Raw genomic sequence first — 24,780 nt, 5'->3', positions numbered from 1 at the left:
CCTCTTGAACATCGTCGTTATCTTCAAGCATATCTATTAATTTTTGCATATTCTTGATATCATCTGGATTAGTTAAAGCTACTGTATTTTGTGGTATATAAGTAAGTTCCACCATGGCAAATTCGTATCCTGCCTCTTTTAGTCCGTCCTTTACCGTATTAAAGTCTTCTGGACTAGTAATGATTTCAAATCCTTCATCTTCTGATATAAAATCTTCAGCACCTAAGTCGATTGCAAGCATAGTTAATTCATCTTCATCTATAGAATCCGTTCTTTCTATCGCCAACATACCTTTTTTATCAAACATAAAAGTAACGCAACCTGATTGCCCCATATTTCCGCCACCTTTGTCAAAGGCATGCCTTACATCTGGTGCTGTTCTATTTCTATTATCTGTTAGGCACTCCGCAAATACTGCTATCCCGCCTGGACCATAGCCTTCATAGATAATTTCTTCAAAATTATCTGCTCCTAACTCTCCTGAACCTTTTTTAATTGCTCTTTCTATATTGTCATTTGGCATATTTTCTGCCTTCGCTTTATCTATGGCTGCTTTTAATGCTGGGTTATAATCTGGATCCGGTCCACCTTCTTTTGCTGCCACCATAATATATCTACCTAATTTTGTAAAGATTTTTGCTCTTTTGGCATCTTCTTTACCTTTTTTATTCTTAATGTTATTCCATTTAGAATGTCCTGCCATAAAATTTCACTCCCTTTATAGTATTGCCCTATCTATTCTAGCATAATATTATGCTTATTGCATTATATTTATTAATTTTTTATCATTTACAAGGTATAGGCAGCCAAACTAGCCCTACTGTAGTGAATATGCAGGTTTACCTTCTGCTACTTTCTAAATATTGGTGGATAAACTCTTTTGTGTTCACTAATAGTATTCATTCTTTTAATTTTCTCTACTATTTCCTTTGGTCCTTCACCAGTTTTAATATAATTGTCTAGTATATTATACGAAAATCCCATTTCACTTTCATCAGTTTGATTAGCCCATAGTCCAGCTGTTGGCGGTTTCTCTATTATAATATCAGGTATACCTAAAACTTTAGCTAATTCTCTGATTTCAGATTTTACAAAGGAAGCTAAAGGTAATAAGTCAACTCCACTATCTCCATGTTTAGTAAAGTATCCTACAGTAAATTCAGATTTGTTACTTGAACCTACTACTAAATAATTATTATTTTGGGCAAAGTAATATAAGGTCGTCATTCTAAGTCTTGGTTTTAAATTAGATATAGCCATCTTATTCTTATTTTCTACTGTCATAGAATTAAGTAATACATCAAAAGAATTAGATAAATCAACCCTTGCAGTCTTTAAGTTTAGTTTTTCAGCTACCAGCACACCATGCTCTTCATCTATAAGATCACTATGACAAGGCATGATAATTCCTAATGAATTATCAGGAAATGCCTTTTTAGCTATTCCAGCTATAACAGCTGAATCTATCCCTCCACTTAATCCAAAAACTAATCCCTCTGCCTTTGCTTCCTCTACCTTTTCTTTCAACCACTCTACTAACTTATCTACAGTTAAATTTATATTTTCCATTTTTTCCCCTCCAAATAATTAGTAAAATTTCATCATATGTATATCTTCTCTATAATTGGTGAGATTAATCATAATGATTATAACATAAAGGAGTAGTTTATGGATAAAAATAAGATGAAATTAATATCTATAGGTTTAGTGACTGGACTAATCAATGGCTTATTTGGTTCTGGAGGTGGAACCATTGTAGTACCTGCATTAGTATTTTTACTTGGAATAGATGATTATAAGGCACATGCAACAGCAATATCTATAATTCTACCATTATCAATTATATCCACTATAATATATTTTGCAAATAGCTCTATTCCATTTAAAGTAGTTATCCCTGTAACAATTGGTGGCATGGTAGGATCTTATATTGGTGCAAAAACTTTAAATAAAATTCCTATCAATATATTAAGAAAAATATTCGGTAGCGTAATTATTTATACTGCCATAAGGATGATTTGGAAATGATTTTAACTTTAATTGGATTTTTATCAGGTATAATTAGTGGAATGGGTATAGGTGGAGGCACAATCCTTATACCTTCTTTGGTTATATTCAATAACATGAGGCAGCAATATGCTCAAGGAGTTAATTTAATAGTATTTCTTCCTGTAGCTATTATCGCCTTAATCACTCACTATAAAAAAGGAAATATCGATTTCTCATTCGCTAAATTGATTATCCTAGGAGGTATAGCTGGAGCTATTATAGGCTCAATTTTGGCTATGAAGATTGAACCGTCAAAATTAAAAAAGTTTTTTGGAGTTTTTTTACTAATAGTAGGTACTTATGAGTTAATTAAAAAGAAAGAATAGGTCAAGATTCTAGACCTATTCTTCTCTTCTTAAAGTAGCATAAACACAATCATCATACAATATTTTCAGTTCTAACTCTCTTGCTTTATTTAAGACCTCGTCGTTATATGTGCCTGGCTGAAACCATATATATTCAATTCCTGCAGCCTTTGCTTCATCTAATGTTTGTATAGCTATCTTTGGTGGTACAACCATGTCAAGAACATCAATTTTCTTTGGCAGCTCCTTAACTGAATGATAGATTGTATCTCCTTCAATCTCTTCATAATTTGGATTTACTCCATAGGTTTCATATTTATGTTCCTTTAATTTTTTCCATATTTTATAGCCATATTTATCCTTATTTGCCGTTACACCTGCTACTACCCATACTTTTTTACTAAGCATTTCTTCTTTTATTTGAGACATATTATTCATTTTATCACCATCCCATATAAGATTATACCCTGATTACTCTTTATTAACCTAATTTAAATAAATCTTTTTCCGTCTTTTATAGGTATATATTCTTCATCTAGAGTTTCTAATATGATATTTCCATTTGCTATATCTGTCATTGTCTTCTGAAAACTTCCAATCTTCGCATCTTCTATGTAAACAAAGATATTAACTGCATCATCAAATACTGACTCATCTACTATATATCCTTCATTCATAAGATAATTTTCTATTCTTCCATATAAAGTATAGTCAATTCTAATTTTTATTCTACTATGAAGAACCATATCTACTATCGTTCCTGCGTCTAGACCAATCTTCGCACCTCTTGTATAAGCTCGAATAAGTCCACCTGTACCTAATTTAATTCCTCCAAAATACCTAGTTACAACAACTACTACATTTCTTAGATTCTCCTTCTTTATAACTTCTAATACAGGTATTCCTGCAGTACCAGAAGGTTCTCCATCATCACTAAACCTCTGGGCATTGCTGTCTTTACCGAGAACATAAGCGTATACATTATGAGTAGCATCTCTATGTTTTGTTTTTATTTTTTCTATAAACTCTAGGGCTTCTTCTTCAGTTTCTATGGGCATAGCATAACCAATAAATCTAGATTTGTTGATGATTGTTTCTTCTTCTCCATAAGTATATATAGTTCTATAAATCTTATCCATAAAATCTTCCTCTCACTAAAAAAATAAGGAGATATAATCTCCTATTCTTTAAGCATAGTTTAGTTTTTGTTCGTAATCCTTGAATTCTAAATATCTTTTATAGGCTAAACTAACTAAAGATTTATCTTGACTATAAGTGATCATATCAATAGCCTTTTCTATCGGATAGAATCCTCCCTCTTTAAAACCTTCCTCTAAATTTATGGAGTGCTCTTCATTCTTTGACTCCATTATATACCATATAATTTTATTACAAACTGCTTGATGTCTTGTAAATGAATAAAACTCATAAGCAGTTTCTCCAGCAGAGGAAACAATCTTAGGCTTATTTACACCTGTCTCATATTCAACTCTATTTATAGCTGTTTCTGGAGGTAATTGCTCACCTCTAATTTTTCCTTTTGGCAATACCCATTCATCTTTGTCATTTTTTAATATAAATACTTTGCTGTCTTTAAATACAACTCCACCAGCACAGTTCCTTATTATCATTAGTACCAACTCCCTTTCTTATTTTATATATAATATTAATTTTCTTATAATATTTCAATATAATTTCTTAATTAATTATATATTCCTTATATTTTTCTAAATCAATTTGATTAATAGTTAATTTTAATACTGTACCATCTTCTACATACTCTAAATTATCCACTTGATAACTATCGCAAAAATAATTTACTATGCCTTGTTTACTATAAGGTATTTTTAGGGTGACTAATCTATATTGCTGAGGTAATAGGTTTTCAATGTTTCTTAGAAGTGTATCTATATTTTCCCCATTTTTAGCTGAAATAAATAATTTATTATCCACATATTTATTATCATAAAATAAATTATGAATATCTACTTTATCCATCTTATTAAAGACTGTAATTATAGGTTTATCTAGTACTTCTAATTCCCTTAATATATTATAAGTAGTTTGAATCTGTATATCTAAATCTTTATTTGAAGCATCTACAATATGAAGCAATAAATCTGCATACTTCACTTCTTCTAGAGTTCCTTTAAATGCTTCAATTAGCCTAGTCGGGAGTTTGGATACAAATCCTACAGTATCTGTTAGCAAGAATACTTGCCCATTAGGAAGTTTTCCCCGCCTCAAAGATGTATCTAAAGTTGCAAACAGCATATCTTTTACAAAAACTTCTTTTGATTCTTCATATTCATCATTAAATTGAATTAATTTATTCAATAAAGTTGATTTTCCAGCATTAGTATAACCTACTAATGCAACAATTGGAAGATTTGAGCCTTCTCTCTTCTTTCTTTTTACTTCTCTATTTTGCTCTACTTCCTTCAACTGTTTTTCTATATTATCTACTTCTCTCAATATATGTCTTCTATCGGTTTCTAATTTCTGTTCTCCTGGCCCTCTTGTACCAATACCTCCTCCCTCTCTAGATAGGTATCTCTGAATCCTATTAATCTAGGAAGTCGATATTTAAGTTGAGCTAATTTTACTTGCAATTTACCCTCTTTTGAATTTGCTCTATTAGCAAAGATGTCTAAAATCAGATTGGTTCTATCAACGATTTTCCTATCAATAATTTTTTCTAGATTCCTTAATTGTGCACCTGATAATTCATCATTGAAGACTACAGTTGTAATATCAAGTTCTTCACAATAGTTTTTGATCTCCTCTGCTTTTCCTGTCCCTATAAAGTAGGCTGCATTTATACTTTCTTTCTTTTGTATTACCCTAGAAACTACTACTCCTCCAGCAGCTTTTACTAATTCTTCCAATTCATCTAAAGAGTTTTCAATATCAATTGTATCAGTATCAAGTTCTACTCCAATTATAAGAACTCTCTCCATATTTGCTATTTCTTGGCTCAATTTATCAACTCCCGAAAAATCATTATAATTATATTCTTATTTTTATTATATCACTATTTTAATATTTTATCTAACAATATGTGTATGAATCCAGCTATAGAGGATACAATTCATATAATATAATTTTAAATTATTTCGTAACCATATTGTAATCATGATTTAAACCATCTAATATTAACATTATAATATTTCTGTGGTATAATTAACTAGTTAAGCCTTTTCTCAATTAAGGAGGTAATTTTATGGATAATAACAATAATAATGATAATAAGCAAAAGAAAAAAAAGAAAGGATCTACTAAAAGAACTGTTTTTAAGTCATTAAAGATATTTTTAGTTGTATTTTTAATGTTATCAGTTATAGCAGGCGGAATAGTAATTGGTGTAGTTCTATCTATTTTGAAAGATGTTCCAACAATAGATCCTTCAAAGATTAATGCATCTTTAGATCTAACATCAACTATATATGATGCAAATGGTGAGCTTATCGAAAAAATTCAGGCACCTGAATTTAGAACTATGGTGAAACTAAATCAAATGCCACAGCATCTTAAAGATGCATTTATTGCAATAGAAGATGAAAGATTTATAGATCATATAGGTGTGGACCCTAAAGGTATTATATCTTCTGCCATAGATAATTTAAAAGCTGGTGCTGCTATCAGAGGTGCAAGTACAATCACACAGCAATTGGCAAGGAATGTTTATCTAACACTAGAGAAAAGTTGGGATAGAAAAATTAAAGAGGCTTATCTAGCTCTTCAAATTGACAAGGCTCTAACAAAGGATCAAATACTTGAGGCCTATTTAAATAGGAATAATTTGGGACAAGGCGCTTATGGAGTTCAGGAAGCTGCACAAACTTACTTTTCAAAGAATGTTGAAGACCTTACTATTGCAGAATCTGCATTATTTGCAGGCATAGTAAAATCTCCGACTAAATATGCACCTTATCGTACTGTAAGTCCTGAGAATTTCGATAGTACAAAGCATTATGAAGTTGGGAGATTAGAAATACTAGGAGAAAAGTATATAGCAATATATAACGAAGAGGCTGTAAAAAGACAAAAAATTGTACTAAAGAAAATGTTAGATTTAAATAAAATCACAGAATCAGAATATCAAGAAGCATTAAATGAAAATATCAAGGAAAACCTAAAACCCGGTCAAAAGAAGATTGAAGGAATTTCTTCCTATTTTACAGATTATGTTAAAACTCAGGCAGTTGATGCCTTAGTAAAGAGGTTAGGATATACAAAAGAACAAGCTCAAGATGAATTGTTTACAGGCGGACTAAAAATCTATTCAACTATGGATGTAAAACTTCAAAGAGAACTTGAAGATGTATATAATAATTTTACTGAGATATTAGTCGGCAATCCTGAAAAGAAAAAAGGTCCTATATTAGTGGATTGGAGATTAAATAAGGCTAAAGATGTTATTGATGAAAAAGGTAATATCATCTACTATAGTCAAACCAACTTATTTAATGAAAATTTTGAATTAGTATTGGAAAAGGGTACTTATGAGTTTAGAGATAATAACCTATTTATTAAAAACAAGAAACTTACTCCATATCCAAAACATATAGATGTTGCAGACTATTATACTATCGATGATAGAAAAAATTTAGTAAGTCATAGTGTTGGTTCTATCACAATACCAGCAGAGAATTATAATGTTTCTGACAGTAAAGAAATTAAAATAGGCAGTGCATATTTAAATAATAACAAAGACTTTTATAGAGTTGATGAAAATGGAAACTTATTAATCAGTGAAAAATATTTCTTTAGATCTAAGGATGGTATTGTACAACCTCAATCAGCTACTGTTGTTATGGACTATTGGACAGGACAAATCAAAGCTTTAGTTGGGGGTAGAGATATTGAGGGTGCTAGAATCTTAAACAGAGCTACTGCATCTCAGAGACAGCCTGGTTCTGCTATTAAACCAATAGCTGTTTATTTACCAGCATTAGATAACGGCTATACAGCTGCAACTCCAATAGATGATATTCCTTTCTATTATAAGGGACAATTATGGCCTAAAAACTGGTATAAAGGATATAAAGGTATCCATACTTTAAGACGTTCAGTTGAGCAATCGGTTAACGTAAACTCTGTAAAGACTGTAGAATCAATAGGTATACAAACTTCTATGGCTTATTTAGAAAAACTAGGTATTATTAGTAAAACTGATCCTGAAAATGATAGTTTCGTTACGGCTAAAGAAAATAGAGTTAGAAATGATGAAACCTTATCTGCACTAGGATTAGGTGGTATGACAAAAGGTATAACTCCTCTAGAATTAACTGCTGCTTATGGAGCTATAGCCAATGGCGGTGTATATATAGAACCTATAGCTTTTACTAAAATAGAAGATAAAAATGGCAATATACTAATTGATAATACGCCAAAAGAAACTATGGTAGTATCCCCTCAAGTAGCATATATAATGTCAGATATTTTGAGAACTACTGTATCAGATGGCCTTGCAGGAAGAGCTAAGATTTCTAAGATGGCAGTAGCAGGTAAGACCGGTACAACAACAGATCAGGCGGATATTTGGTTTGCTGGATTTACTCCATATTATGTTTCTGCTACATGGATAGGAAATGATTCACCTAAAATTACCCTAACGAATAATAGTGGTACAGCTGCCCAATTATGGCAACATATAATGACTAGAATGCATGAAGGTCTAGAAAGTAAAACATCTTTTGAGAAACCTAGTGGTATAGTATCTGCAAGGATATGTACCAAATCTGGTAAACTAGCCACAGAACTTTGCACCCACGATCCTGGGGGCAGTGCTGTTAGATCTGAGATATTTGTAAAGGGTACTGAACCTAAGGATTACTGCGATGTTCATGTTGAGGTCACTATAGATAAAACTAATGGAAAAATTGCTAATGAATATTGTCCTGAAGAAAACAAAGTTAATAAAGTATTTGTAGAGCGTACTCCGCCATATTTCCCATCAGAACATAATGGTATAGTACCTTCAGACTTCCAGTATACTGCACCAACAGAAATTTGTGATGAGCATAACCAAAGCACAGTTATACCACCAGATCCTATTGAAGATGATGATTTTTATTTCCCACCACTTCCATGGGATAATGAAGATAATGATGACGAAAATGAAAACTAAGGCTTAGCCTTAGTTTTTCGTTTTTGGATTAAAAATTACCGCCATTATATAGCCAAATAAAATTGCAGCAGCTACTCCACCTGCTGTGGCCTGTAATCCCCCTGTAAATGCCCCTATTATTCCCTTTGTTTTTGCTCCTTCTATTGCTCCTTGAGCTAATGCATTTCCAAATCCAATTATTGGTACAGTAGCTCCTGCTCCTCCAAATTTAACAAGGGGTTCATATAGTCCAATTCCTCCTAATATAACTCCAGCAGTAAGAAATGAAACTAATATATGAGCGGGAGTTAATTTAGTATTATCTAATATAATTTGACCGACTACACATATTAACCCTCCAACTATAAAAGCTTTGACATATTCCATTTAATCACCCCTAACCTTTACTTACATCTATTGTAACTGCATGGGCTATTCCTGGAATAGATTCGCCCTGTTGATTTATAATCGTTGAATGAAGGGCTCCAGTAGCCATAATTAATATTCTCCTGAAATTCCCTTTCATCATTTCCTTGTAAATATATCCATTCAATACCACTGCAGAACATCCACATCCAGATCCCCCTGCATGGGTATCTTGAGCATCACCATCAAATATTTCTACACCACAATCTGTATACATACTAGATAAATCATATCCCTCTTTTTTCATTAAGTCTAATACTATAGATTTTCCAACCTTACCTAAATCTCCAGATATTATAAGATCATAACTAGAGGGAGAATATCCTGTATCCTTAAAATGAGTGATTAATGTATCAACTGCTGCTGGCGCCATGGCTGCACCCATATTTGTTGCATCCTTAATACCCATATCAATTATTTTACCTGTAGTTGCATAAGTTATATAAGGTCCGTTGCCTTGTGATGAAAGTACAGTAGCTCCAGAACCAGTAACAGTCCATTGTGCTCCAAAGTTTCTTTGAGATCCATATTCTAATGGAAATCTAAATTGTCTTTCAGCAGAGCTAAAATGACTAGACGTAGCGCACACTACTTTGTCTGCAAATCCTCCATCTATAAGCATCGCTCCTAAAGATAAAGATTCTGTCATAGTAGAACAAGCTCCATAGAGACCATAATATGGTATACTTAGAGACCTTGCCGTATAAGTGGAGGAAATTATTTGATTTAACAAATCTCCTGATAGCAAGTAGTCTATATCATTATTAGTTAGATTTCCATTTGTTAATGCTGCTTTTATTGTTTCTTCTTGTATTTTAGCTTCAGATTTTTCAAATGATTCTTGCCCCCACATATCATCTTCTAATATCATATCAAAATACTTCTTAAGAGGTCCTTCACCTTCTTTTGGTCCCACTATTGTATAAGTACTTACTATTGAAGGTGGATTCTGAAATTTGACTGTCTGTGAACCAAATTTTTTTATTGCCATACTTTTATCTCCCCTTAGTAAATAATAAATGTAATACACCTACAATTACGGAACTTCCTACTCCATATACCAGTACAGGACCCGCTATAATAAACATCTTTGATGCTACTCCAAAAATAAAACCTTCTGTCTTAAATTCCATTGCTGGGGATACCATTGCATTAGAAAATCCTGTAATAGGAATAGCTGCTCCCGCTCCACCGATTTGCCCTATTTTATCATATACTCCAAGCCCAGTAAGAAAGGCACCAATAAATACTAGGATAATGGATGTAGCCGAAGCAACAGCTTTCTCATCAAGCCCTTTTTTCATTAACCAGCTTCTTATAAGCTGTCCTATAGTACATATTGCTCCTCCTACTAAAAAGGCTAATATAATATTTTTCATATAAGTAGGCTTTGGAACCTTTTTTTCTGAATATTTTTGATAATCTTTTTTATTCATATTCTCCATTTATTTCATCTCCTCTACTTATTAAATAACCAAAAATATAATGAACCTGCTACCTTTCCACCCATCAAAGCCCATATAACATATCTTAAATTATCCTTTATTTTTAATTTTTTTGATAATACTGGGATTACATTCAATACCTCAGCTAAAGCAGAAGATAGTAATCCGATAAAGATTCCATATAACAAGCTAATGAGTATAACAATGATTTTATATAAACTCATATGAAAATTTGAAAAATATATTATAACAAATAGTACAAATGATAAAGTTATGGTAAATTGATAAACTTTAACCTGTTTACTTGTTTTAGTGATTTGAACTAATCTTGGAACTATTTGAAGTATAGTAATAAAAGCTGCTGCTGCACTACCAACTGTCAATCCTCCTCCAAAAGAGATTATTATAAGTAATAGTTTTACTACCATATTGCACCTCTTTTATGGTTCTTCTTTCTTTTTAGTTTCATTCAGTATATGTTTTTCCATGTCCTCATCATATAAGAATAACTCTATCTCCATAGGCCCCGGCTCCTTTTTTCTTCTTTCACTAAAACTGAAAACCCTCGTAAAGAACAATAATACTCCTACCCCTATTCCAATTGAATACGGAATAGTCATAAGTAAAGGAGTGCTCTTTTTTACTCCGGTAAAAGTAAAATATAGTTTTTCCAAGGATTCTTTGGCGTTCACATCAACATGAAAATTTACTATAGCTATACTTGCACCAAAGAATAAAATTAAACATACTAAAGTTACTTTAATAAATTCAAAAAATGGTCGTTCCTTTTGTTGAGATTTATATTCTATTAATATCTCAACCTCACCCAGTAAGCTTAAGTCAATACTAGGAAACTCCTTTAATACCTTTTCCGCTATATCTGTTGCAGTTAAGTAATCCCAATCCTCTTTCCCCTTCTTTGTATGAACTATGATATTTTCAGTAGCTTTCTTTATATATGGATTTGAACAATATACTTCTCCTAAATCCTTAATCAATATATCTTTCTCAGGCTCAATGGCAGCTTTTTTATTTATAATTATATATACTTGCTCTTTATCCATATATCTTACTCCACTCTAAATTATTATCTACAAATTGCGCTTTTTTTGGTACTTCTTTATTAGTTATTTCTTCTTTATACCATAAGAGCCCTCCTGCAAGAATTAGAAAAATCATTAGAGCAATAATTATCTTTTTATAATTTAATTTACATGCCATCTAATCACCCCATTCTAAGATTATTATCTGCTGTATTTCTTTTTTCATACAAAAAATTATCTAATAGGTAAATTTTACAATTAATATCTCTCAATCCGAAAGATTCAAAATTATGCGAATGAATTACTGATTTAATTATGCAAAGTAATAAATATAATACGGTTTATTTTTCATAAATTTGTGATAATCTATAAATTATAGTAATATTGTGCTATAAATGTATATATAAAGCAGTTATACTTATTAAAAGCACTATCTTTTATTTGCAATACAAATAAATTAATAAATGCAGCAAGTCAGAAAATAAAAAAAACCAGAAAATTAATCCTAGCTTATTTGAGTTACTATCTTTTATAATATTTACACTTTATTTGTTTATACTCCTTATTTATTTCTCTACTTAAATATATATTCCTTTTCTAATATAGCTTTTATTATATAAAGCAAAAAGGCATATATCATGCCTTTGCTAAACTCTTTCTCATCTCTTCTATTATCTTTTTCTCTATTCTTGAAACTTGAACCTGAGATATACCTAATTGATTTGCTACTTCAGTTTGAGTTTTGTCCTTAAAATATCTTAAAATAATAACTTGCCTGTCCCTAGGCTTTAAACTTGCTAACATATCTTTTAATACTATGTTATCAACTAAATCTCTATCATCCTCTGATTCATTGCTGATTTTATCTATTAGATATAGTGGAGATCCATCATTCTGATGTACAACATCATAAAGATACTCTGGATGATATGAAGCCTCTAGTGCCATTACTATATCTTCTTTATCCATTTGTATTTCATCGGATATCTCTTGAATAGTAGGTTCTCTTCCAAGTTCCATAAATAGCTTTTCTTCTGCTCCCTTGGCTTTTGCAGCTGTTTGTTTTAGCGACCTACTTACCTTCACTAAACCATCATCTCTTAAAAATCTCTTAATTTCCCCTATTATCATAGGTACTGCATAAGTTGAAAATCTAACATCAAAGGTCGTATCAAATTTATCAATGGCTTTCAATAAACCTATACTACCTATTTGAAATAAATCATCTACTTCATATCCTCTATTCATAAATCCCCTTAACACTGATCTAATAAGCCCTAGATTAGAGGATACTAATATATCCTTGGCTTCCATACTACCATTCTGTGCATCTTTAATAAGCTCCATGGTCTCCTCATGGGATAATAAAGCCTTATTTTCGCTGCTTGCATTCATATTATCTACTCCTTATCCAAAAGGCTTTTAAATCTTTTCGTCATACGTACTATTGTACCTTTCCCTTTAATACTTTCTATCTCAAGACTATCCATGAAAGTTTCCATAACTGTAAAACCCATACCTGACCTTTCTAGATTTGGCTTAGATGTGTAAAATGGCTCGCGAGCTTTGTCTATGTCAACAATTCCCATCCCCTTATCTTCAATAATTATTTCGATTTCATTGCCTTCAATTCTTGACTCAACAATTACTATACCTTCTCCATATTCATAACCATGTATGATAGCATTTGTGACGGCTTCTGATACAGCAGTTTTAATATCTGATAGTTCTTCTAATGTAGGATCCAGCTGAGATGCAAATGCCGCCACTACAACTCTTGCAAAGGATTCGTTGTTTGATTTACTCAAGAACTCTAATTTCATATAATTCTTTTCCACTATTTTCATCTCCTTTATAAGTTTTCAGCTGCTTCTTCAATTGTTGGATATACATTAATTATCTTGAGCAATCCAGACATTCTAAGCATCTTGTCCACATATGCATTATCACTTACTATAGCTACCATACCGCTTTTATCAATACAATTTCTATACCTTCCCATAATAAGCCCAATGCCTGAGCTGTCCATAAAAGTCAGCCCCCTTAAATCTAATATTATGTTTTTAATTCTCTGATCAAAATATTGTTGATCTATCTTTTCCCTTACATTTTCGGTAGTATGATGATCTAACTCGCCTTTAAATTGTACCAACAGATTGTTTTTATGTTTTTCTACTGATAGATACAAAATATCCCCTCCTGTCTATTTTCATATCTATATATTCTATATATGTACCCGATTCTCCTTCAAAGAATATTGACTATTTTTGTTGTTAAATGAAAAAAAGAGTCTAAAAAGACTCTTTTCATTACATTTTTTTGCAAGCTTCTACTACATGGGATAGAAGAAGTGATGTAGTTACTGCACCAACGCCACCAGGAACAGGTGTAATCATAGAAACCATTTCAGACACCTTTGGATAATCAATATCCCCACTTAATTTTCCTTCATTATCTAAGCTAACTCCTACGTCTATGCACACTGAGTTCTCATTAAAATATTTTTCATCAAAGAATTTTGCTTTACCCAGTGCTGTAACTACTACATCAGCTTTACTAGTTATTTCATGTAAATTTTTAGTTCTAGAATGGCAAATAGTAACAGTAGCATTTTTCTCAAGCAGCATCATTGCTAAAGGTTTACCAAGTACCATAGATCTATTAACAACAACCACATTTTTACCTTCTAGAGCTACATTGTTATATAAGAGTATTTCCATAGCTGCCTTTGGAGTACAAGGTGTAAATCCAGTCATATTTCCTTCAAATATCTTAGCCAAATTTAATGGATGCATACAATCTACGTCTTTCAAAGGAGATAAAGCCTCTCTTATTTTAGCTTCATCAATATGTTTTGGTAAAGGTCTAAATACAAGTACTCCTGATATGGAATTGTCCTGATTTAATTCTTCCATCAATGCTATTAACTCTTCAGTAGTCATATCTACATTTCTTTCAAAAACTTTAGAGCTTATTCCGATTGCATCACAATTTTTAATTATACTTTTTTCATAAGAAACATCATCAGGGTTATTTCCCAATCTAACAATACCTAAAGTAGGTATTTTTCCTATTTTAGCAAGTTCTTCAATGTCCTTTTTCATCTTTTCCTTAATTTGAGCTGCAACAACATTTCCTTTTAAAATTTCCGCCATCTAACAACACCTCTTTCATCTATTGTCTACAATTAAATTGTAGTGACAATTCAAATTATAACATATTCCCTTTTTAATTCAAGAATCCCTTATTAAAAAAGCACCCGAATATAGTGATACTGAAAAAACCCTCTCATATTACATCTTTATATTTTTTAGCATGGATAAAATACCGCCTAAATTTTAGATGAAAAAGTCAAGGAAGCGCTATGTGGATTTTCCTTGACTCCAATATTAATAGTAATCAATCATCAATAAAATTTTTTATTGGCTTGCTTGGATCCAATCTAGCTAAAGCAAATCCTGTATACCCAAAAACAACAGCGATTATTGGATTAATTAGACCTAAGAAGTGGAAACGGCCATATTGGAAGGAACTTACACCTAAAGTAGCAAAATAAACCGCGCCACAAGTTGACCATGGGACTAGGCCTGATGTTAGAGTACCTGCATCCTCTAATATTCTAGATAGATTCTTAGAATGTAGATTTAGTCTTTCAAATACTGGTCTAAACATTTGCCCTGGTATTACAATAGCCATATATTGGTCAGCAGCCATAAAATTCATAGCAATTGATGAAATAACAGTTGAAAGGATAATAGAACCTCTTTTTCTAACTTTTCTTAGTATTGTTTCTAATATAGTATCTATCACACCTATTTGTTTAATAAGTCCACCAAAAGTTAAAGCACAAATAACTAGCGCTATTATCTCTAGCATTGAACTCATACCTCCCCTGTTTAGAAGCTTGTCTACTAGCACATTTCCTGTTGTAACTTCAAATCCATACATTATATAATATAATGTATTTTTTAATCCGTGACCTTGGAATAAGGAGAATAATATACCGACAAAAGTGCCACCAATCATTCCAGGTACTGCAGGTGCTTTAAAAATAATCATTAAAATTACTGTTAGAGGCGCTATAAATATCCATGGAGTTATGATAAATATGCTATCTATAGATTCAAGAACTGAAAAAATTTGCTCAATATTTACTGCAGTATTCTTATAACTAGTTCCAATAAAACCAAAAATACTTATTGCAATTAAGAAGCTAGGAATAGTAGAGTAAAGCATATGCCTGACATGATCAAATACATTAGTACCCGTTACCGCAGCAGCTAAATTAGTGCTATCAGATAATGGAGAAAGTTTATCTCCAAAAGATGCTCCCGTTACTACTGCGCCTGCAGTAATAGCTGGAGGAATTCCCAGTGCGGCACCTATTCCCATAGCTGCTGTTCCTATAGTACCAGCAGTTGTCCATGCACTTCCAGTTGAAACAGAGATAACTGAGCAAATAACTGGTAATAGAAATAAAAACATATTTGGAGTAAATAATTCTAATCCATAATATATTAGCCCCGGCACAATTCCTCCAGCAATCCAAGTTCCAACTAGCATTCCAACTATCAAAATAATAAAATTTGCTTGCATCACCATAGCATTTGATTCAATCATTGCTTTTTCCATATCATCCCAAGAATGGCCTAAGTATTTACCGATAAAAGCAGTAAGTATTGAAGCTGCAATTAAAGGAATATGAGGTTCCACCTCAAGGATAATTACACCTGGAAGCATAAAACCAATTAGTGCAAGAAATGGTACAAGTGATAGTAATAATGACGGTTTTTTAACTTCTGATAATGTTTTGTCCATACCTACCTCCTCAAAACTTATTTTTATTTAAATTATTTTAAATAATTATTTATGCAATACTTATGCCACTTTAATTCGTTAATTTGATTGTGTCAAAATCAATAGAACATAAAATTTGCAAATTTTGATATACTAGTTGATTCTAAATGCTATTTATTGCTTATTTCTACCTATAAATATTATAAATCTAAATTATATTTACTTGGAAATTAACTGATATTTCAAAATTAAAAGCCAATGCTCTATGTTAAATGCCCTTATCTGAGCAAATCGCTCAGATAAGGGCATTTAATTAGAAATTTCATCTATAGTTCAGCTACAATTAACACATTAAAAGAGTATTGTTCTCTTACTAATTCAATTATTTCTCATACACAATAACGCCTCTCTTAGCTAGTTCACTAACCATTTTCTCAAAACGTTCTCCTACAAAAATATTTTCTGGTTCAACTACTCCTCTCATCCCCCCATCATCATGTGCAATAATCATTGCCGCTATTGATGATGGATAAGCAGTTGTTCTTTCCATAGATGTGATTCCTATTTCTTCATCACTATAGTCTAACAATTCATATGATTTCTGTACATATTTTCCGTCTTTTAATCCTTTTCCCACTACATATAGATAAGTAAAGTCTCTAACTCCAGGTATCTTTTCCATCAAATTATTGAGAATCACTTCTGAAGAATCTCTTGGAATTACTTCTACTCCATTTACATTTATTGGCTCTTTGCTAAAGAAACCAGCGTCGTTTAATATTTGCATTGTTTGATAATGTCCTGGATAACGTAATGTATATTCAGCTGCCTTTTTAACACCTTTTTCTAACATAGTCTTATTTAGACTATATAAACCATCTGTCTTTAATGCATCAACCATCCCATAGCCAGGAATTAAAAATGTTTCAAGATTATCAAGAGCATCTTCAACTGCTAATTTTCCATCTTGAATCACTGTTGGTGGAGTTAAGTATAAGTCTAGAAGAGCTTCAACATTAAATAAAATCATATAATCTAATGGAGCTACTCCCCTTTTAGTTGGAAGTCCACCACAATAAATCAGGGTTTCCTCTAGCTGATCAAATTCATGAGCAAGTTGACCTGCACAAATATTTCCAAAGCCTGGTACTATACCTAATCCTGGAACTGCTAAAACATTTGCTTTTTTCAATTCTTCATCAAATTCATAATGTTTTTCCCACATCCAATAGTCTGTGAAAACAGCTTTTTTATCTCTGGTTTTACTTAAAGCATTATAAAATCTTTCGGTAATTTCCCATGTATGAGGTAGGCTGTTAACAATCACATCAACCTTTGACATTAGAGCAACCGTTTCTTCTTCATTATAAATATCAAATTTTTCTACAGAAAGTTTATCATTGTTGATAAGGTTTTTAGCTATCTCTAAATTTTTATCATCAATGTCTGCTATTATTACCTCACTGCCACTTTCAAACTGTAAAATATCATATGCTACTGCTCTCCCTTGAAGACCACAGCCTAATACTAAATATTTCATAATATATAACCTCCCCTTTTTATTTATTATCTTTCAATTATTAATAAAGCAAAAATCATGCCAATTAACTAACAAGGGAACTATGCATTAATTGATAAAAAATAATACTAGTATTGCCCATATATGGGCAATACTAGTATTATTTAGGCAAATTCAGTATAATTTGCCTCATCAATTTTAAGTTTTTTGATTTTATTCTGCAAGGTTTGTCTTTTAATATTCAACATTTCTGCAGCTTTAGTAACATTCCATCTACATTTAATAAGCTCTTCTAGTATTATCTTTCTCTCAAAATCATCTAACATATCGTGATAAGAATCATTGATATATTTCTCTTTAAAATCCTTGGTAATTCTTTCTCTTTCTAATCTTTCTAATAAATAATAAGGAAGGTGATTTAATTTTATTTTTCCATCATCATCTATAGTCATCAAAATATATTCTATAACATTAATTAATTCTCTAACATTCCCACTCCACTCATAATTTTCAAAAAAGTCTAGAACATCTTTCGATAACTCTGCTGACTTTATATTAAATACGGAACTATATCTGTTAACATACTGTTCTACAAGTAAAAATATATCTTTTTTTCTATCTCTTAAGGGTGGTATATAGATATACAAGGTATTTAACCTAAAAATAAATCTTGTCTAAGTTTCCCTAATTCAATAAGTTTTGATGGTTCTTCATTCACTGTAGCTATGACTCTGACATTAATTCTTTTTTCAGCAGTTCCTCCAACCCTTCGAATATATTTTTCTTGTAATACTCGCAAAAGTTTTGCTTGCAGATAAATAGGAAGAGAATTCAATTCGTCTAGGAGCAATGTTCCCCCGTCAGCCTGTTCAAATAGTCCTTCTTTATCTGTAGCTCCTGTAAAGCTACCTTTTTCAGTACCAAAAAGAATAGATTCAAGTAAGTTTTCGGGGATTGCAGCACAATTCTGCGCAATAAATGGTTTGTCTCTCCTACTGCTTATATTATGAATACTTTGTGCAAATATCTCTTTACCCGTACCAGTTTCTCCATAAATTAACACATTAGATTCATAACGAGCCATCTTTTTTACCTTTTCAATCAATTTTATAATATTTTTATCACAAGTAACAAAATCATCAAAATTATAGTAATTGGTTTTAATTTTATCATTATTAACCTTCTTCATCTTGGGCTTATTTAACCAGTTATCAACGGATTTATATGTTTTTTCATCCTTGTCTACATCCTTAGCAATTTCTATGGCTCCTACTATCTTATCTCCAATTTTAATTGGAATATTAGTTACGATAGAAAAAATTTTTCTACCTTTCCCATTAATATAGTTTTGTAAATCATTGTAAATAGGAGTGCCTATATTTAAACAATGATATAGTGTACTATTTTTCTTATCAAAAGACGGATACGCTTCAAAAATGTGTTTTCCCAAAACCTCTTGTTCATCTAATCCTTCTATTTCACCCATAACATTATTATAATAAATGAAAAAACCGTCTTTATCAACTATAGCAATTCCTAAATTGATATTATTTACAATAATATCAAACAAGACATCCTTATAAGCAATGTCCAATTCTATCACCTCGGCTATTATTTTCATTTACATCTTTTTCTTTAGTTAATCCAGATGAAACCACTTATAAATTAATAAAATATTGTAAGAAAGGGATATACTATAATTTCATAATATATCCCTTTCCTATATGTTAATATCTTTTAAATTAGATTTTTATGATTTTATCAAAAGTTTTTTCCTATTCAGCTTTTGATGATTTTTTAATATTTTTCTTTAACTGAACTTTTGGCTCAGACGGAATACCAAATAAAGGAATAAGTCTATCCAATCCAGTTATAGTTAATAATAAAATTGAAACTACAGCTACAATTGCCATAAAATTATATTTAATTATATCAAATTCCACAAATTCGTGAAGTGGATATATAGCTGTAGCAATCCCTGTGAAGAATGCAATATAAACATGCCATGGAATAAGTTGAGAACCAAATACCCCTAGAGCATCAGAGAATGTTGCATTTCTTAAACGAAGCTTGTACATGTCTTCTTCACTAGCCTCTACGTTTTCATCTGTTAAATCTTTGATTATTGGTCCAATAGTTACTATTTGAGCCATTTCATCTGCCAAAGCAGCATTACCTATAATAGATAGAAGCCCATTAGCAAACATTAATTGTCTAACATTTCTTACCATTCTTGAAACTAAATCAGAAATTGGTTTGAATGCATTCATCTTATTCATTATTCCACCAAATGCACCAACCCACATCATCATAACTATAACCCATGAACCAGCACCTTCAAACCCCGTATAGATAAGATCTAAAAATGCAGTAGTTGATTCAACAGTACCTGCTAATAGACCTAATATATAAGAAGAAATAAGTCCAAGACCTAAACAGGCTAAAGTAGGTATCCCCTTAATAGCAACTCCTAATACTAATATAAGAGGGATAATCATATAGAATGGGACTCCTTCTTTTACCTGATTTAATAAATCCACTGCTGCTGGCCTTTCTTCAGCTAAAGTTGTCCACACTTCCTCTGGAATTTGGTTTATAGCATCAGATGCACTACCAACTTCACCCGGTAATCCTAAACTCACTGTAAAGAATAAAATCGCCGCTAGAACCAAACATATTACAGACCAAACACCTTGATGTCTAATTCTATGAATAACCTCTACACCTTGAATACCCGAACTTACAACAGTGGTATCAGATATAAGTCCAATATTATCACCAAAACATGCTCCGCCTGCAATAGCTCCAATAGTAATAACCACTTCTCCTCCTACTATATGGCTTAACCATAAGAAAATAGGTGCGCAAGCTGCAAAGGTACCCCATGATGTACTGGTTGCCACTGATAATATTGCCGAAATAATAAATGCAGTAACAGCAACTGTCTTAGCTGTAATCCCTAATCCTAAGGCTAAATTTATAATTGCAGCGCCAACTCCAGTTGACATAAATGCTTCTGCCATGGCATAAGCAAGCATAAGAATAAAAAATACTAATTGCATCTCTTTAACATTATCTACGGCTGCATCTACGATTTCGTTAAGCTTGTACTTCTCAGTTATAACCGCAACTATGGCTGCATAAACTGTTGCAATAGGAGCTATAACTAAAATATCTAAGTCAACTCCGAGAAAACTAAAAGCTTCAATATTACTAACCATCATAAGTCCCGCTAATAAAAATATGGGCGAAAACTTTAGTAATGCAATCACCTTGATCATCCTCCTTTTTATAAACTGCATTGTTAAAATTTAATTAAAGTATAACATAATATTAAGTCGTAAACAACAGAATTTTTTGATAGCGAGAAAATTGTGAATTTTAGATATTCTATTCTAACTATTTAAAAATGCATTGAAAAACTAAAGCCGCTCTTCAATGCATTTATTTAAAACTAATTATTTATAATCCTTCTAGCAGTTATATATCTTGTTCTATAATAATCCTCATCTAAAGACGAAATCATAACTTTTTTTCTACCTGAAGATGCATGTATCATATTATTTTCTCCAATATACAAACCTACATGACCAATACCTTTTCCAGTTGTTCTAAAAAATACCAAATCACCAGGTATAAGATCAGCTTTATTAACTTCCACACCATTTTTAGCCTGATCACTTGAAGATCTATTAAGTTTCATACCTAATACATTTAAATAAATTGAATAAGTAAGACCTGAACAATCGTACCCTCTCTTACCAGTATCACCAGATACATATGGTTTTCCTAAAGCATTATATGCTGCTTCTATTACCTTAGTAACAGATGCTGCTCTTCTAGACACATTGCCTCTAGACACTTTTTCTCTACTTTTTCTCAATTCAATATATTTTTCACTTACCTTAAATTCGTTACCACTTTCGTCTACAATAGTATAAATATCGTCCTTAAAATCATTTATAGCAACTGTCTCACCGTTTACTAATGTGTAAAATGATTTATCATTTTTTAAAACTTTATCAACTTTTGAAACTCCGTAGGATATACCTTTTTCTACCACAACATCAATATCAGACAATCTTATATAGCCATTAATACCATCTTCTGTACTGAATAATCCATAATCTTCTTCATATTTAAGTGCTTGTACAATCTCATCCATATTTAATGGTCTAATAGGAATTCCATTTGGCTTGTCTAAAATATTAGTATTCTTTGTCACTATGTATTTTTGAGTCGATCTCGTTGTTCTTATCATAGCATCTATTGGTATTTCATATCTGCTAGACTCTTTTTGAACTATATATGCTTCATCTGTCTCTCTAAGGATATTAACATTCTCTTCCTTGCTAAATACAACTTGTGTACCATCTTCTTTTGTACTAATATATTCCTTAACAAATATACCAGTGTCCTTAAATCCAATTAAACCAATAAGACATAAACCTATAATTGTTGCCGGCAGTTTGTGTTTTCTATTATACAATATGAACACTCCCTCGTATTAGATTTAAAACATAACACTATTATATTCTATTATATTAAATCCTGCAACCAAATTATTACAAAATTATTACAAAAATTATTACCTATTTTTGGAAGGGCTCAATATGAACCATACAATGCTTTATATCACTTATTTCTGCCTCTAATTTATCATGAACCTTTTCTGCAATATCATGACCAGATTTCACTGAGATATTAGAATCTACAAAAATCTCTATATCAACATATATTCTATTTCCAAATACTCTAGTTTTTAGGCTTTTAATTCCTTTGACTCCATCAATAAACTCAGACTTTGCTCTAATCATTTCTATGACTTCTTCACTTGCAGCCTCATCAACTAGCTCTTTTACGGACTTAATATATAAATCCACACCTACTTTCACAACAAAAATAGATACAATAATTCCTGCTATTGGATCCAAAGCTGTGAATCCTAATTGTGCACCAAGAACTCCTGCAAATGTACCAATAGACGAGAATGCATCAGATCTATGATGCCATGCATCTGCTTCCATAGATATACTCTTGATTTTTCTAGCTATTTTTATGGTATACCAATACATGCCTTCTTTAACAATAATAGATAAAAATGCTGCTATCAATGCGATTAATTTTGGAGTTCTAGTCTCTCCACTGATTAAAACTTTAATGGCCTCATATCCGATAAATATACCAGTTAGTAATAGTAACATGCTTAAGACCTTAGCAAATACAGATTCGTATTTTTCATGACCATAAGGATGTTCTTTATCAGCCTCTTTTGATGATATTCTTAATCCAAGCAAAACTACAAATGTAGTTAAAACATCAGATAAAGTATGAACTCCATCTGCTATCATAGCACTACTATTTCCTATAATCCCTGCTATCACCTTAAATGCAGCTAATATTATATTAACTACTACGGTTATCCAAGATGCCCTCACTCCTAATTTATAATTTTCCACAATATCCCTCCATATTCTAAATTGTTTTAATTGATAATGATAACGTTAATTATATACCCATATATATGATAAATCAATGACTTTTAGAATGTAGAAATCGTTATCAATTGATAATATATCTTATCAATAAAATAAAGGAGTTCCCTTCATTTTATTGTATTAACAAATTATTCAATTAATTACATCCATCCTTCTATTCTTGTTAAACTAAAATTTCATAATTTAAATAATCTATATATAGTTACAGATCATTCAACTTCTTAATAGCACAAGTCATGACTATAATATTTATCTATATCTAAATCTTTTATAGATTTTTATGATATATTATTTATTATAAAGTAAAATTTGGAGGAAAAATCCATGATTATAGATACTCATGTACATGAAAATAAATATTCATTTGATAGCTTCTTAGATTTTAAAGAATCTATTGAATTAGCTAAATTTATAGGTTTAGATGGAATTTGCATCACAAACCATGATAATAATAATCTTAGAGATGAAATAGGAGATTCCGCGAAAATCAATGGAATCTTGGTAATAGTTGGAGCAGAAGTATTGACTCATGAAGGGGATATACTTGTATTTGGACTTAAAGATATTCCGGAAGAGATGATAAGTGCGGAAGAATTACTAAAATTAGTAAAAAAACATAATGGTGCTGCCATTGCAGCTCACCCTTTCAGAAATAATAATCGTGGTATAGGGGAAAACATGAGAAAGCTTAGCCATTTATTAGATGGAATAGAATCCTTCAATGGCAGCACATATTCATACCATAATTTGCAATCTTATGCCCTAGCTACTGAGTTAAACCTGCCCTCTTTAGGTGCTAGTGACGCTCATAAGCTTGAGAAACTTGGGACATATGCTACCAAATTCTATGACACTATAAGAGATCATAGAGACTTTATAGAAGCTCTTAAATCAGGTAATTTTCATCCTCTTATGAGAAAAAATGGTAAATATAAAGATATTGATTATTTCTATGAAGATCATATTTCTTCACACACAAAAATAGTATCTCTTAAATAACAAATTCACTCTCTCTTATAAAAAAACAAAGAAAAAGAACTTCTATTGCTGACTAGAAGTTCTTTTTCTTTATCTTTATTATCTCTATATTATTAAGATTATCTATATTTCATAATTTTATTATAAAAAAAATATATTTTACTTGAAATTATTTAATATTCATGGTAACATATTATCTGTTAGATAATTTAATAAGCGAATGAAGATTATTGGAAATATCAATTAGGATAACCGTAGGAGCAAGGAGTTAAGATATCACTCATCTTATTCTGAAACTCTCAGGTAATTAACAATAATCTGACGCGTTCCCTGGAGAGACTTGTTGAATCAAGCATCGAAGAAGCAACTCATAATACATATTATGAGGAAACTTTCAGATACAAGGACAGGGAGGTAGAGTGGCAATAATTTTCATGCCGCCCAACCTCTCTGTCTTTTCGTTTTTTGCAGAATAGATATCTTTTAGGGAATTAAATGAGGCATTAATACCTTCCAATTGAGAAGTTATTAAGTATATATTAATTTTATGACACACACACAAATAAATCTGATTATTTAAATTAATTCACGATTTTATTTGTCTACAT

General features: G+C 31.4%; 26 protein-coding genes, 1 pseudogene and 1 riboswitch. Of the genes and pseudogenes, 4 read left to right on the top strand and 23 right to left on the bottom strand.

The genetic code is table 11. The features are described from left to right. Nucleotides 1-703, bottom strand: a 703-nt coding sequence (locus CIW83_RS20295; protein ID WP_094904266.1) for a YebC/PmpR family DNA-binding transcriptional regulator, incomplete at its 3' end; no start/stop codon positions are given. A gap of 146 nt (nucleotides 704-849) precedes the next feature. Then, nucleotides 850-1,569 (bottom strand): NAD(+) synthase, encoded by a 720-nt coding sequence (nadE, locus tag CIW83_RS20290; RefSeq protein WP_201260071.1) that lies wholly within the window; start codon nucleotides 1,567-1,569, stop codon nucleotides 850-852. A 99-nt stretch (nucleotides 1,570-1,668) separates the two neighbouring features. On the opposite strand from nadE, the gene CIW83_RS20285 reads away from it, so the two are divergent. After that, nucleotides 1,669-2,028, top strand: coding sequence for a sulfite exporter TauE/SafE family protein (locus CIW83_RS20285; protein WP_094904265.1), 360 nt, complete (start codon nucleotides 1,669-1,671; stop codon nucleotides 2,026-2,028). Further along, nucleotides 2,025-2,375: a sulfite exporter TauE/SafE family protein gene (locus CIW83_RS20280; protein ID WP_094904264.1), complete on the top strand. Its 351-nt coding sequence runs from the start codon at nucleotides 2,025-2,027 to the stop codon at nucleotides 2,373-2,375. The genes CIW83_RS20285 and CIW83_RS20280 overlap by 4 nt, the downstream gene beginning before the upstream one ends. 15 nt (nucleotides 2,376-2,390) lie before the next feature. On the opposite strand, the gene CIW83_RS20275 is transcribed toward CIW83_RS20280, so the two are convergent. From CIW83_RS20275 to CIW83_RS20260, 4 genes and pseudogenes are all read right to left on the bottom strand, one after another. Further along, nucleotides 2,391-2,792: a CoA-binding protein gene (locus tag CIW83_RS20275; protein WP_094904263.1), complete on the bottom strand. Its 402-nt coding sequence runs from the start codon at nucleotides 2,790-2,792 to the stop codon at nucleotides 2,391-2,393. Nucleotides 2,793-2,845: 53 nt separating this feature from the next. Continuing rightward, nucleotides 2,846-3,493 carry a YigZ family protein gene (locus CIW83_RS20270; protein WP_094904262.1) on the bottom strand — a complete coding sequence of 216 codons (648 nt, stop codon included), beginning with the start codon at nucleotides 3,491-3,493 and terminating at the stop codon, nucleotides 2,846-2,848. 48 nt (nucleotides 3,494-3,541) lie between these two features. Further along, nucleotides 3,542-3,985 carry an NUDIX hydrolase gene (locus tag CIW83_RS20265; protein ID WP_094904261.1) on the bottom strand — a complete coding sequence of 148 codons (444 nt, stop codon included), beginning with the start codon at nucleotides 3,983-3,985 and terminating at the stop codon, nucleotides 3,542-3,544. 70 nt (nucleotides 3,986-4,055) lie between these two features. Next, nucleotides 4,056-5,314: pseudogene (locus tag CIW83_RS20260) on the bottom strand (hypothetical protein); the annotation flags it as partial. Nucleotides 5,315-5,577: 263 nt separating this feature from the next. Between CIW83_RS20260 and CIW83_RS20255 the strand changes: the two are divergent. Further along, on the top strand, nucleotides 5,578-8,487 hold the full coding sequence (locus CIW83_RS20255; protein ID WP_094904260.1) for a penicillin-binding protein 1A: 2,910 nt from the start codon (nucleotides 5,578-5,580) through the stop codon (nucleotides 8,485-8,487). Between the two features lie 9 nt (nucleotides 8,488-8,496). Here the strand turns inward: CIW83_RS20255 and spoVAE are convergent, their stop codons facing one another. The 17 genes from spoVAE to CIW83_RS20175 form a co-directional block, all read right to left on the bottom strand. After that, a complete protein-coding gene (gene spoVAE / locus CIW83_RS20250; RefSeq protein ID WP_094904259.1) occupies nucleotides 8,497-8,853 on the bottom strand; it encodes a stage V sporulation protein AE in 357 nt (118 codons plus the stop codon). Nucleotides 8,854-8,863: 10 nt separating this feature from the next. Continuing rightward, the gene (spoVAD, locus tag CIW83_RS20245; RefSeq protein WP_094904258.1) at nucleotides 8,864-9,883 is read right to left on the bottom strand and encodes a stage V sporulation protein AD; all 1,020 of its coding nucleotides are present in this window, start codon (nucleotides 9,881-9,883) and stop codon (nucleotides 8,864-8,866) included. A gap of 4 nt (nucleotides 9,884-9,887) precedes the next feature. Beyond that, nucleotides 9,888-10,337, bottom strand: a complete 450-nt coding sequence (spoVAC, locus tag CIW83_RS20240) for a stage V sporulation protein AC (RefSeq protein WP_094904257.1) — start codon at nucleotides 10,335-10,337, stop codon at nucleotides 9,888-9,890. 14 nt (nucleotides 10,338-10,351) lie between these two features. Then, the gene (locus tag CIW83_RS20235) at nucleotides 10,352-10,765 is read right to left on the bottom strand and encodes a stage V sporulation protein AB (protein ID WP_094904256.1); all 414 of its coding nucleotides are present in this window, start codon (nucleotides 10,763-10,765) and stop codon (nucleotides 10,352-10,354) included. A 12-nt stretch (nucleotides 10,766-10,777) separates the two neighbouring features. Beyond that, nucleotides 10,778-11,401: a stage V sporulation protein AA gene (locus tag CIW83_RS20230; protein WP_094904255.1), complete on the bottom strand. Its 624-nt coding sequence runs from the start codon at nucleotides 11,399-11,401 to the stop codon at nucleotides 10,778-10,780. Continuing rightward, nucleotides 11,394-11,558 (bottom strand): hypothetical protein, encoded by a 165-nt coding sequence (locus tag CIW83_RS22405; RefSeq protein WP_158220191.1) that lies wholly within the window; start codon nucleotides 11,556-11,558, stop codon nucleotides 11,394-11,396. The genes CIW83_RS20230 and CIW83_RS22405 overlap by 8 nt, the downstream gene beginning before the upstream one ends. A gap of 458 nt (nucleotides 11,559-12,016) precedes the next feature. Further along, nucleotides 12,017-12,775, bottom strand: a complete 759-nt coding sequence (gene sigF, locus CIW83_RS20225; RefSeq protein WP_094904254.1) for an RNA polymerase sporulation sigma factor SigF — start codon at nucleotides 12,773-12,775, stop codon at nucleotides 12,017-12,019. A 5-nt stretch (nucleotides 12,776-12,780) separates the two neighbouring features. Next, complete coding sequence (gene spoIIAB / locus CIW83_RS20220; RefSeq protein ID WP_201260070.1) at nucleotides 12,781-13,227, bottom strand: anti-sigma F factor; 447 nt, start codon at nucleotides 13,225-13,227, stop codon at nucleotides 12,781-12,783. A gap of 5 nt (nucleotides 13,228-13,232) precedes the next feature. Continuing rightward, a complete protein-coding gene (gene spoIIAA, locus CIW83_RS20215; RefSeq protein ID WP_094904252.1) occupies nucleotides 13,233-13,568 on the bottom strand; it encodes an anti-sigma F factor antagonist in 336 nt (111 codons plus the stop codon). A 121-nt stretch (nucleotides 13,569-13,689) separates the two neighbouring features. Beyond that, nucleotides 13,690-14,535, bottom strand: a complete 846-nt coding sequence (locus CIW83_RS20210) for a bifunctional 5,10-methylenetetrahydrofolate dehydrogenase/5,10-methenyltetrahydrofolate cyclohydrolase (RefSeq protein ID WP_094904251.1) — start codon at nucleotides 14,533-14,535, stop codon at nucleotides 13,690-13,692. A gap of 244 nt (nucleotides 14,536-14,779) precedes the next feature. Beyond that, nucleotides 14,780-16,198 (bottom strand): Na+/H+ antiporter NhaC, encoded by a 1,419-nt coding sequence (gene nhaC / locus CIW83_RS20205; protein WP_094904250.1) that lies wholly within the window; start codon nucleotides 16,196-16,198, stop codon nucleotides 14,780-14,782. 361 nt (nucleotides 16,199-16,559) lie between these two features. After that, nucleotides 16,560-17,717, bottom strand: a complete 1,158-nt coding sequence (locus CIW83_RS20200) for a saccharopine dehydrogenase family protein (RefSeq protein WP_094904249.1) — start codon at nucleotides 17,715-17,717, stop codon at nucleotides 16,560-16,562. A gap of 143 nt (nucleotides 17,718-17,860) precedes the next feature. Beyond that, complete coding sequence (locus CIW83_RS20195) at nucleotides 17,861-18,343, bottom strand: helix-turn-helix domain-containing protein (protein WP_094904248.1); 483 nt, start codon at nucleotides 18,341-18,343, stop codon at nucleotides 17,861-17,863. 5 nt (nucleotides 18,344-18,348) lie between these two features. Further along, nucleotides 18,349-19,290: a sigma 54-interacting transcriptional regulator gene (locus tag CIW83_RS20190; protein WP_158220190.1), complete on the bottom strand. Its 942-nt coding sequence runs from the start codon at nucleotides 19,288-19,290 to the stop codon at nucleotides 18,349-18,351. 181 nt (nucleotides 19,291-19,471) lie between these two features. Then, nucleotides 19,472-20,968, bottom strand: a complete 1,497-nt coding sequence (locus tag CIW83_RS20185; protein ID WP_158220189.1) for a Na+/H+ antiporter NhaC family protein — start codon at nucleotides 20,966-20,968, stop codon at nucleotides 19,472-19,474. A gap of 182 nt (nucleotides 20,969-21,150) precedes the next feature. After that, complete coding sequence (locus CIW83_RS20180; protein WP_094904245.1) at nucleotides 21,151-22,185, bottom strand: C40 family peptidase; 1,035 nt, start codon at nucleotides 22,183-22,185, stop codon at nucleotides 21,151-21,153. Nucleotides 22,186-22,288: 103 nt separating this feature from the next. Further along, a complete protein-coding gene (locus CIW83_RS20175; RefSeq protein WP_094904244.1) occupies nucleotides 22,289-23,155 on the bottom strand; it encodes a cation diffusion facilitator family transporter in 867 nt (288 codons plus the stop codon). A 363-nt stretch (nucleotides 23,156-23,518) separates the two neighbouring features. On the opposite strand from CIW83_RS20175, the gene CIW83_RS20170 reads away from it, so the two are divergent. Then, nucleotides 23,519-24,193, top strand: a complete 675-nt coding sequence (locus tag CIW83_RS20170; protein ID WP_094904243.1) for a PHP domain-containing protein — start codon at nucleotides 23,519-23,521, stop codon at nucleotides 24,191-24,193. 299 nt (nucleotides 24,194-24,492) lie between these two features. After that, nucleotides 24,493-24,592: riboswitch (glycine riboswitch) on the top strand. Nucleotides 24,593-24,780 lie beyond the last annotated feature (188 nt).

The sequence above is a fragment of the Tissierella sp. P1 genome (assembly GCF_002266425.1).
Classification (GTDB): Bacteria; Bacillota; Clostridia; order Tissierellales; family Tissierellaceae; genus Tissierella; species Tissierella carlieri.
This window is presented reverse-complemented; position numbering and strand designations above follow the sequence as displayed.

Bases quoted from the DNA above. Each gene is read 5' to 3' on its own strand.
- nadE (WP_201260071.1), bottom strand. From the start codon at position 1,569: ATGGAAAATATAAATTTAACTGTAGATAAGTTAGTAGAGTGGTTGAAA.
- CIW83_RS20285 (WP_094904265.1), top strand. From the start codon at position 1,669: ATGGATAAAAATAAGATGAAATTAATATCTATAGGTTTAGTGACTGGA.
- CIW83_RS20280 (WP_094904264.1), top strand. From the start codon at position 2,025: ATGATTTTAACTTTAATTGGATTTTTATCAGGTATAATTAGTGGAATG.
- CIW83_RS20275 (WP_094904263.1), bottom strand. From the start codon at position 2,792: ATGAATAATATGTCTCAAATAAAAGAAGAAATGCTTAGTAAAAAAGTA.
- CIW83_RS20270 (WP_094904262.1), bottom strand. From the start codon at position 3,493: ATGGATAAGATTTATAGAACTATATATACTTATGGAGAAGAAGAAACA.
- CIW83_RS20265 (WP_094904261.1), bottom strand. From the start codon at position 3,985: ATGATAATAAGGAACTGTGCTGGTGGAGTTGTATTTAAAGACAGCAAA.
- CIW83_RS20255 (WP_094904260.1), top strand. From the start codon at position 5,578: ATGGATAATAACAATAATAATGATAATAAGCAAAAGAAAAAAAAGAAA.
- spoVAE (WP_094904259.1), bottom strand. From the start codon at position 8,853: ATGGAATATGTCAAAGCTTTTATAGTTGGAGGGTTAATATGTGTAGTC.
- spoVAD (WP_094904258.1), bottom strand. From the start codon at position 9,883: ATGGCAATAAAAAAATTTGGTTCACAGACAGTCAAATTTCAGAATCCA.
- spoVAC (WP_094904257.1), bottom strand. From the start codon at position 10,337: ATGGAGAATATGAATAAAAAAGATTATCAAAAATATTCAGAAAAAAAG.
- CIW83_RS20235 (WP_094904256.1), bottom strand. From the start codon at position 10,765: ATGGTAGTAAAACTATTACTTATAATAATCTCTTTTGGAGGAGGATTG.
- CIW83_RS20230 (WP_094904255.1), bottom strand. From the start codon at position 11,401: ATGGATAAAGAGCAAGTATATATAATTATAAATAAAAAAGCTGCCATT.
- CIW83_RS22405 (WP_158220191.1), bottom strand. From the start codon at position 11,558: ATGGCATGTAAATTAAATTATAAAAAGATAATTATTGCTCTAATGATT.
- sigF (WP_094904254.1), bottom strand. From the start codon at position 12,775: ATGAATGCAAGCAGCGAAAATAAGGCTTTATTATCCCATGAGGAGACC.
- spoIIAB (WP_201260070.1), bottom strand. From the start codon at position 13,227: ATGAAAATAGTGGAAAAGAATTATATGAAATTAGAGTTCTTGAGTAAA.
- CIW83_RS20210 (WP_094904251.1), bottom strand. From the start codon at position 14,535: ATGGCGGAAATTTTAAAAGGAAATGTTGTTGCAGCTCAAATTAAGGAA.
- nhaC (WP_094904250.1), bottom strand. From the start codon at position 16,198: ATGGACAAAACATTATCAGAAGTTAAAAAACCGTCATTATTACTATCA.
- CIW83_RS20200 (WP_094904249.1), bottom strand. From the start codon at position 17,717: ATGAAATATTTAGTATTAGGCTGTGGTCTTCAAGGGAGAGCAGTAGCA.
- CIW83_RS20170 (WP_094904243.1), top strand. From the start codon at position 23,519: ATGATTATAGATACTCATGTACATGAAAATAAATATTCATTTGATAGC.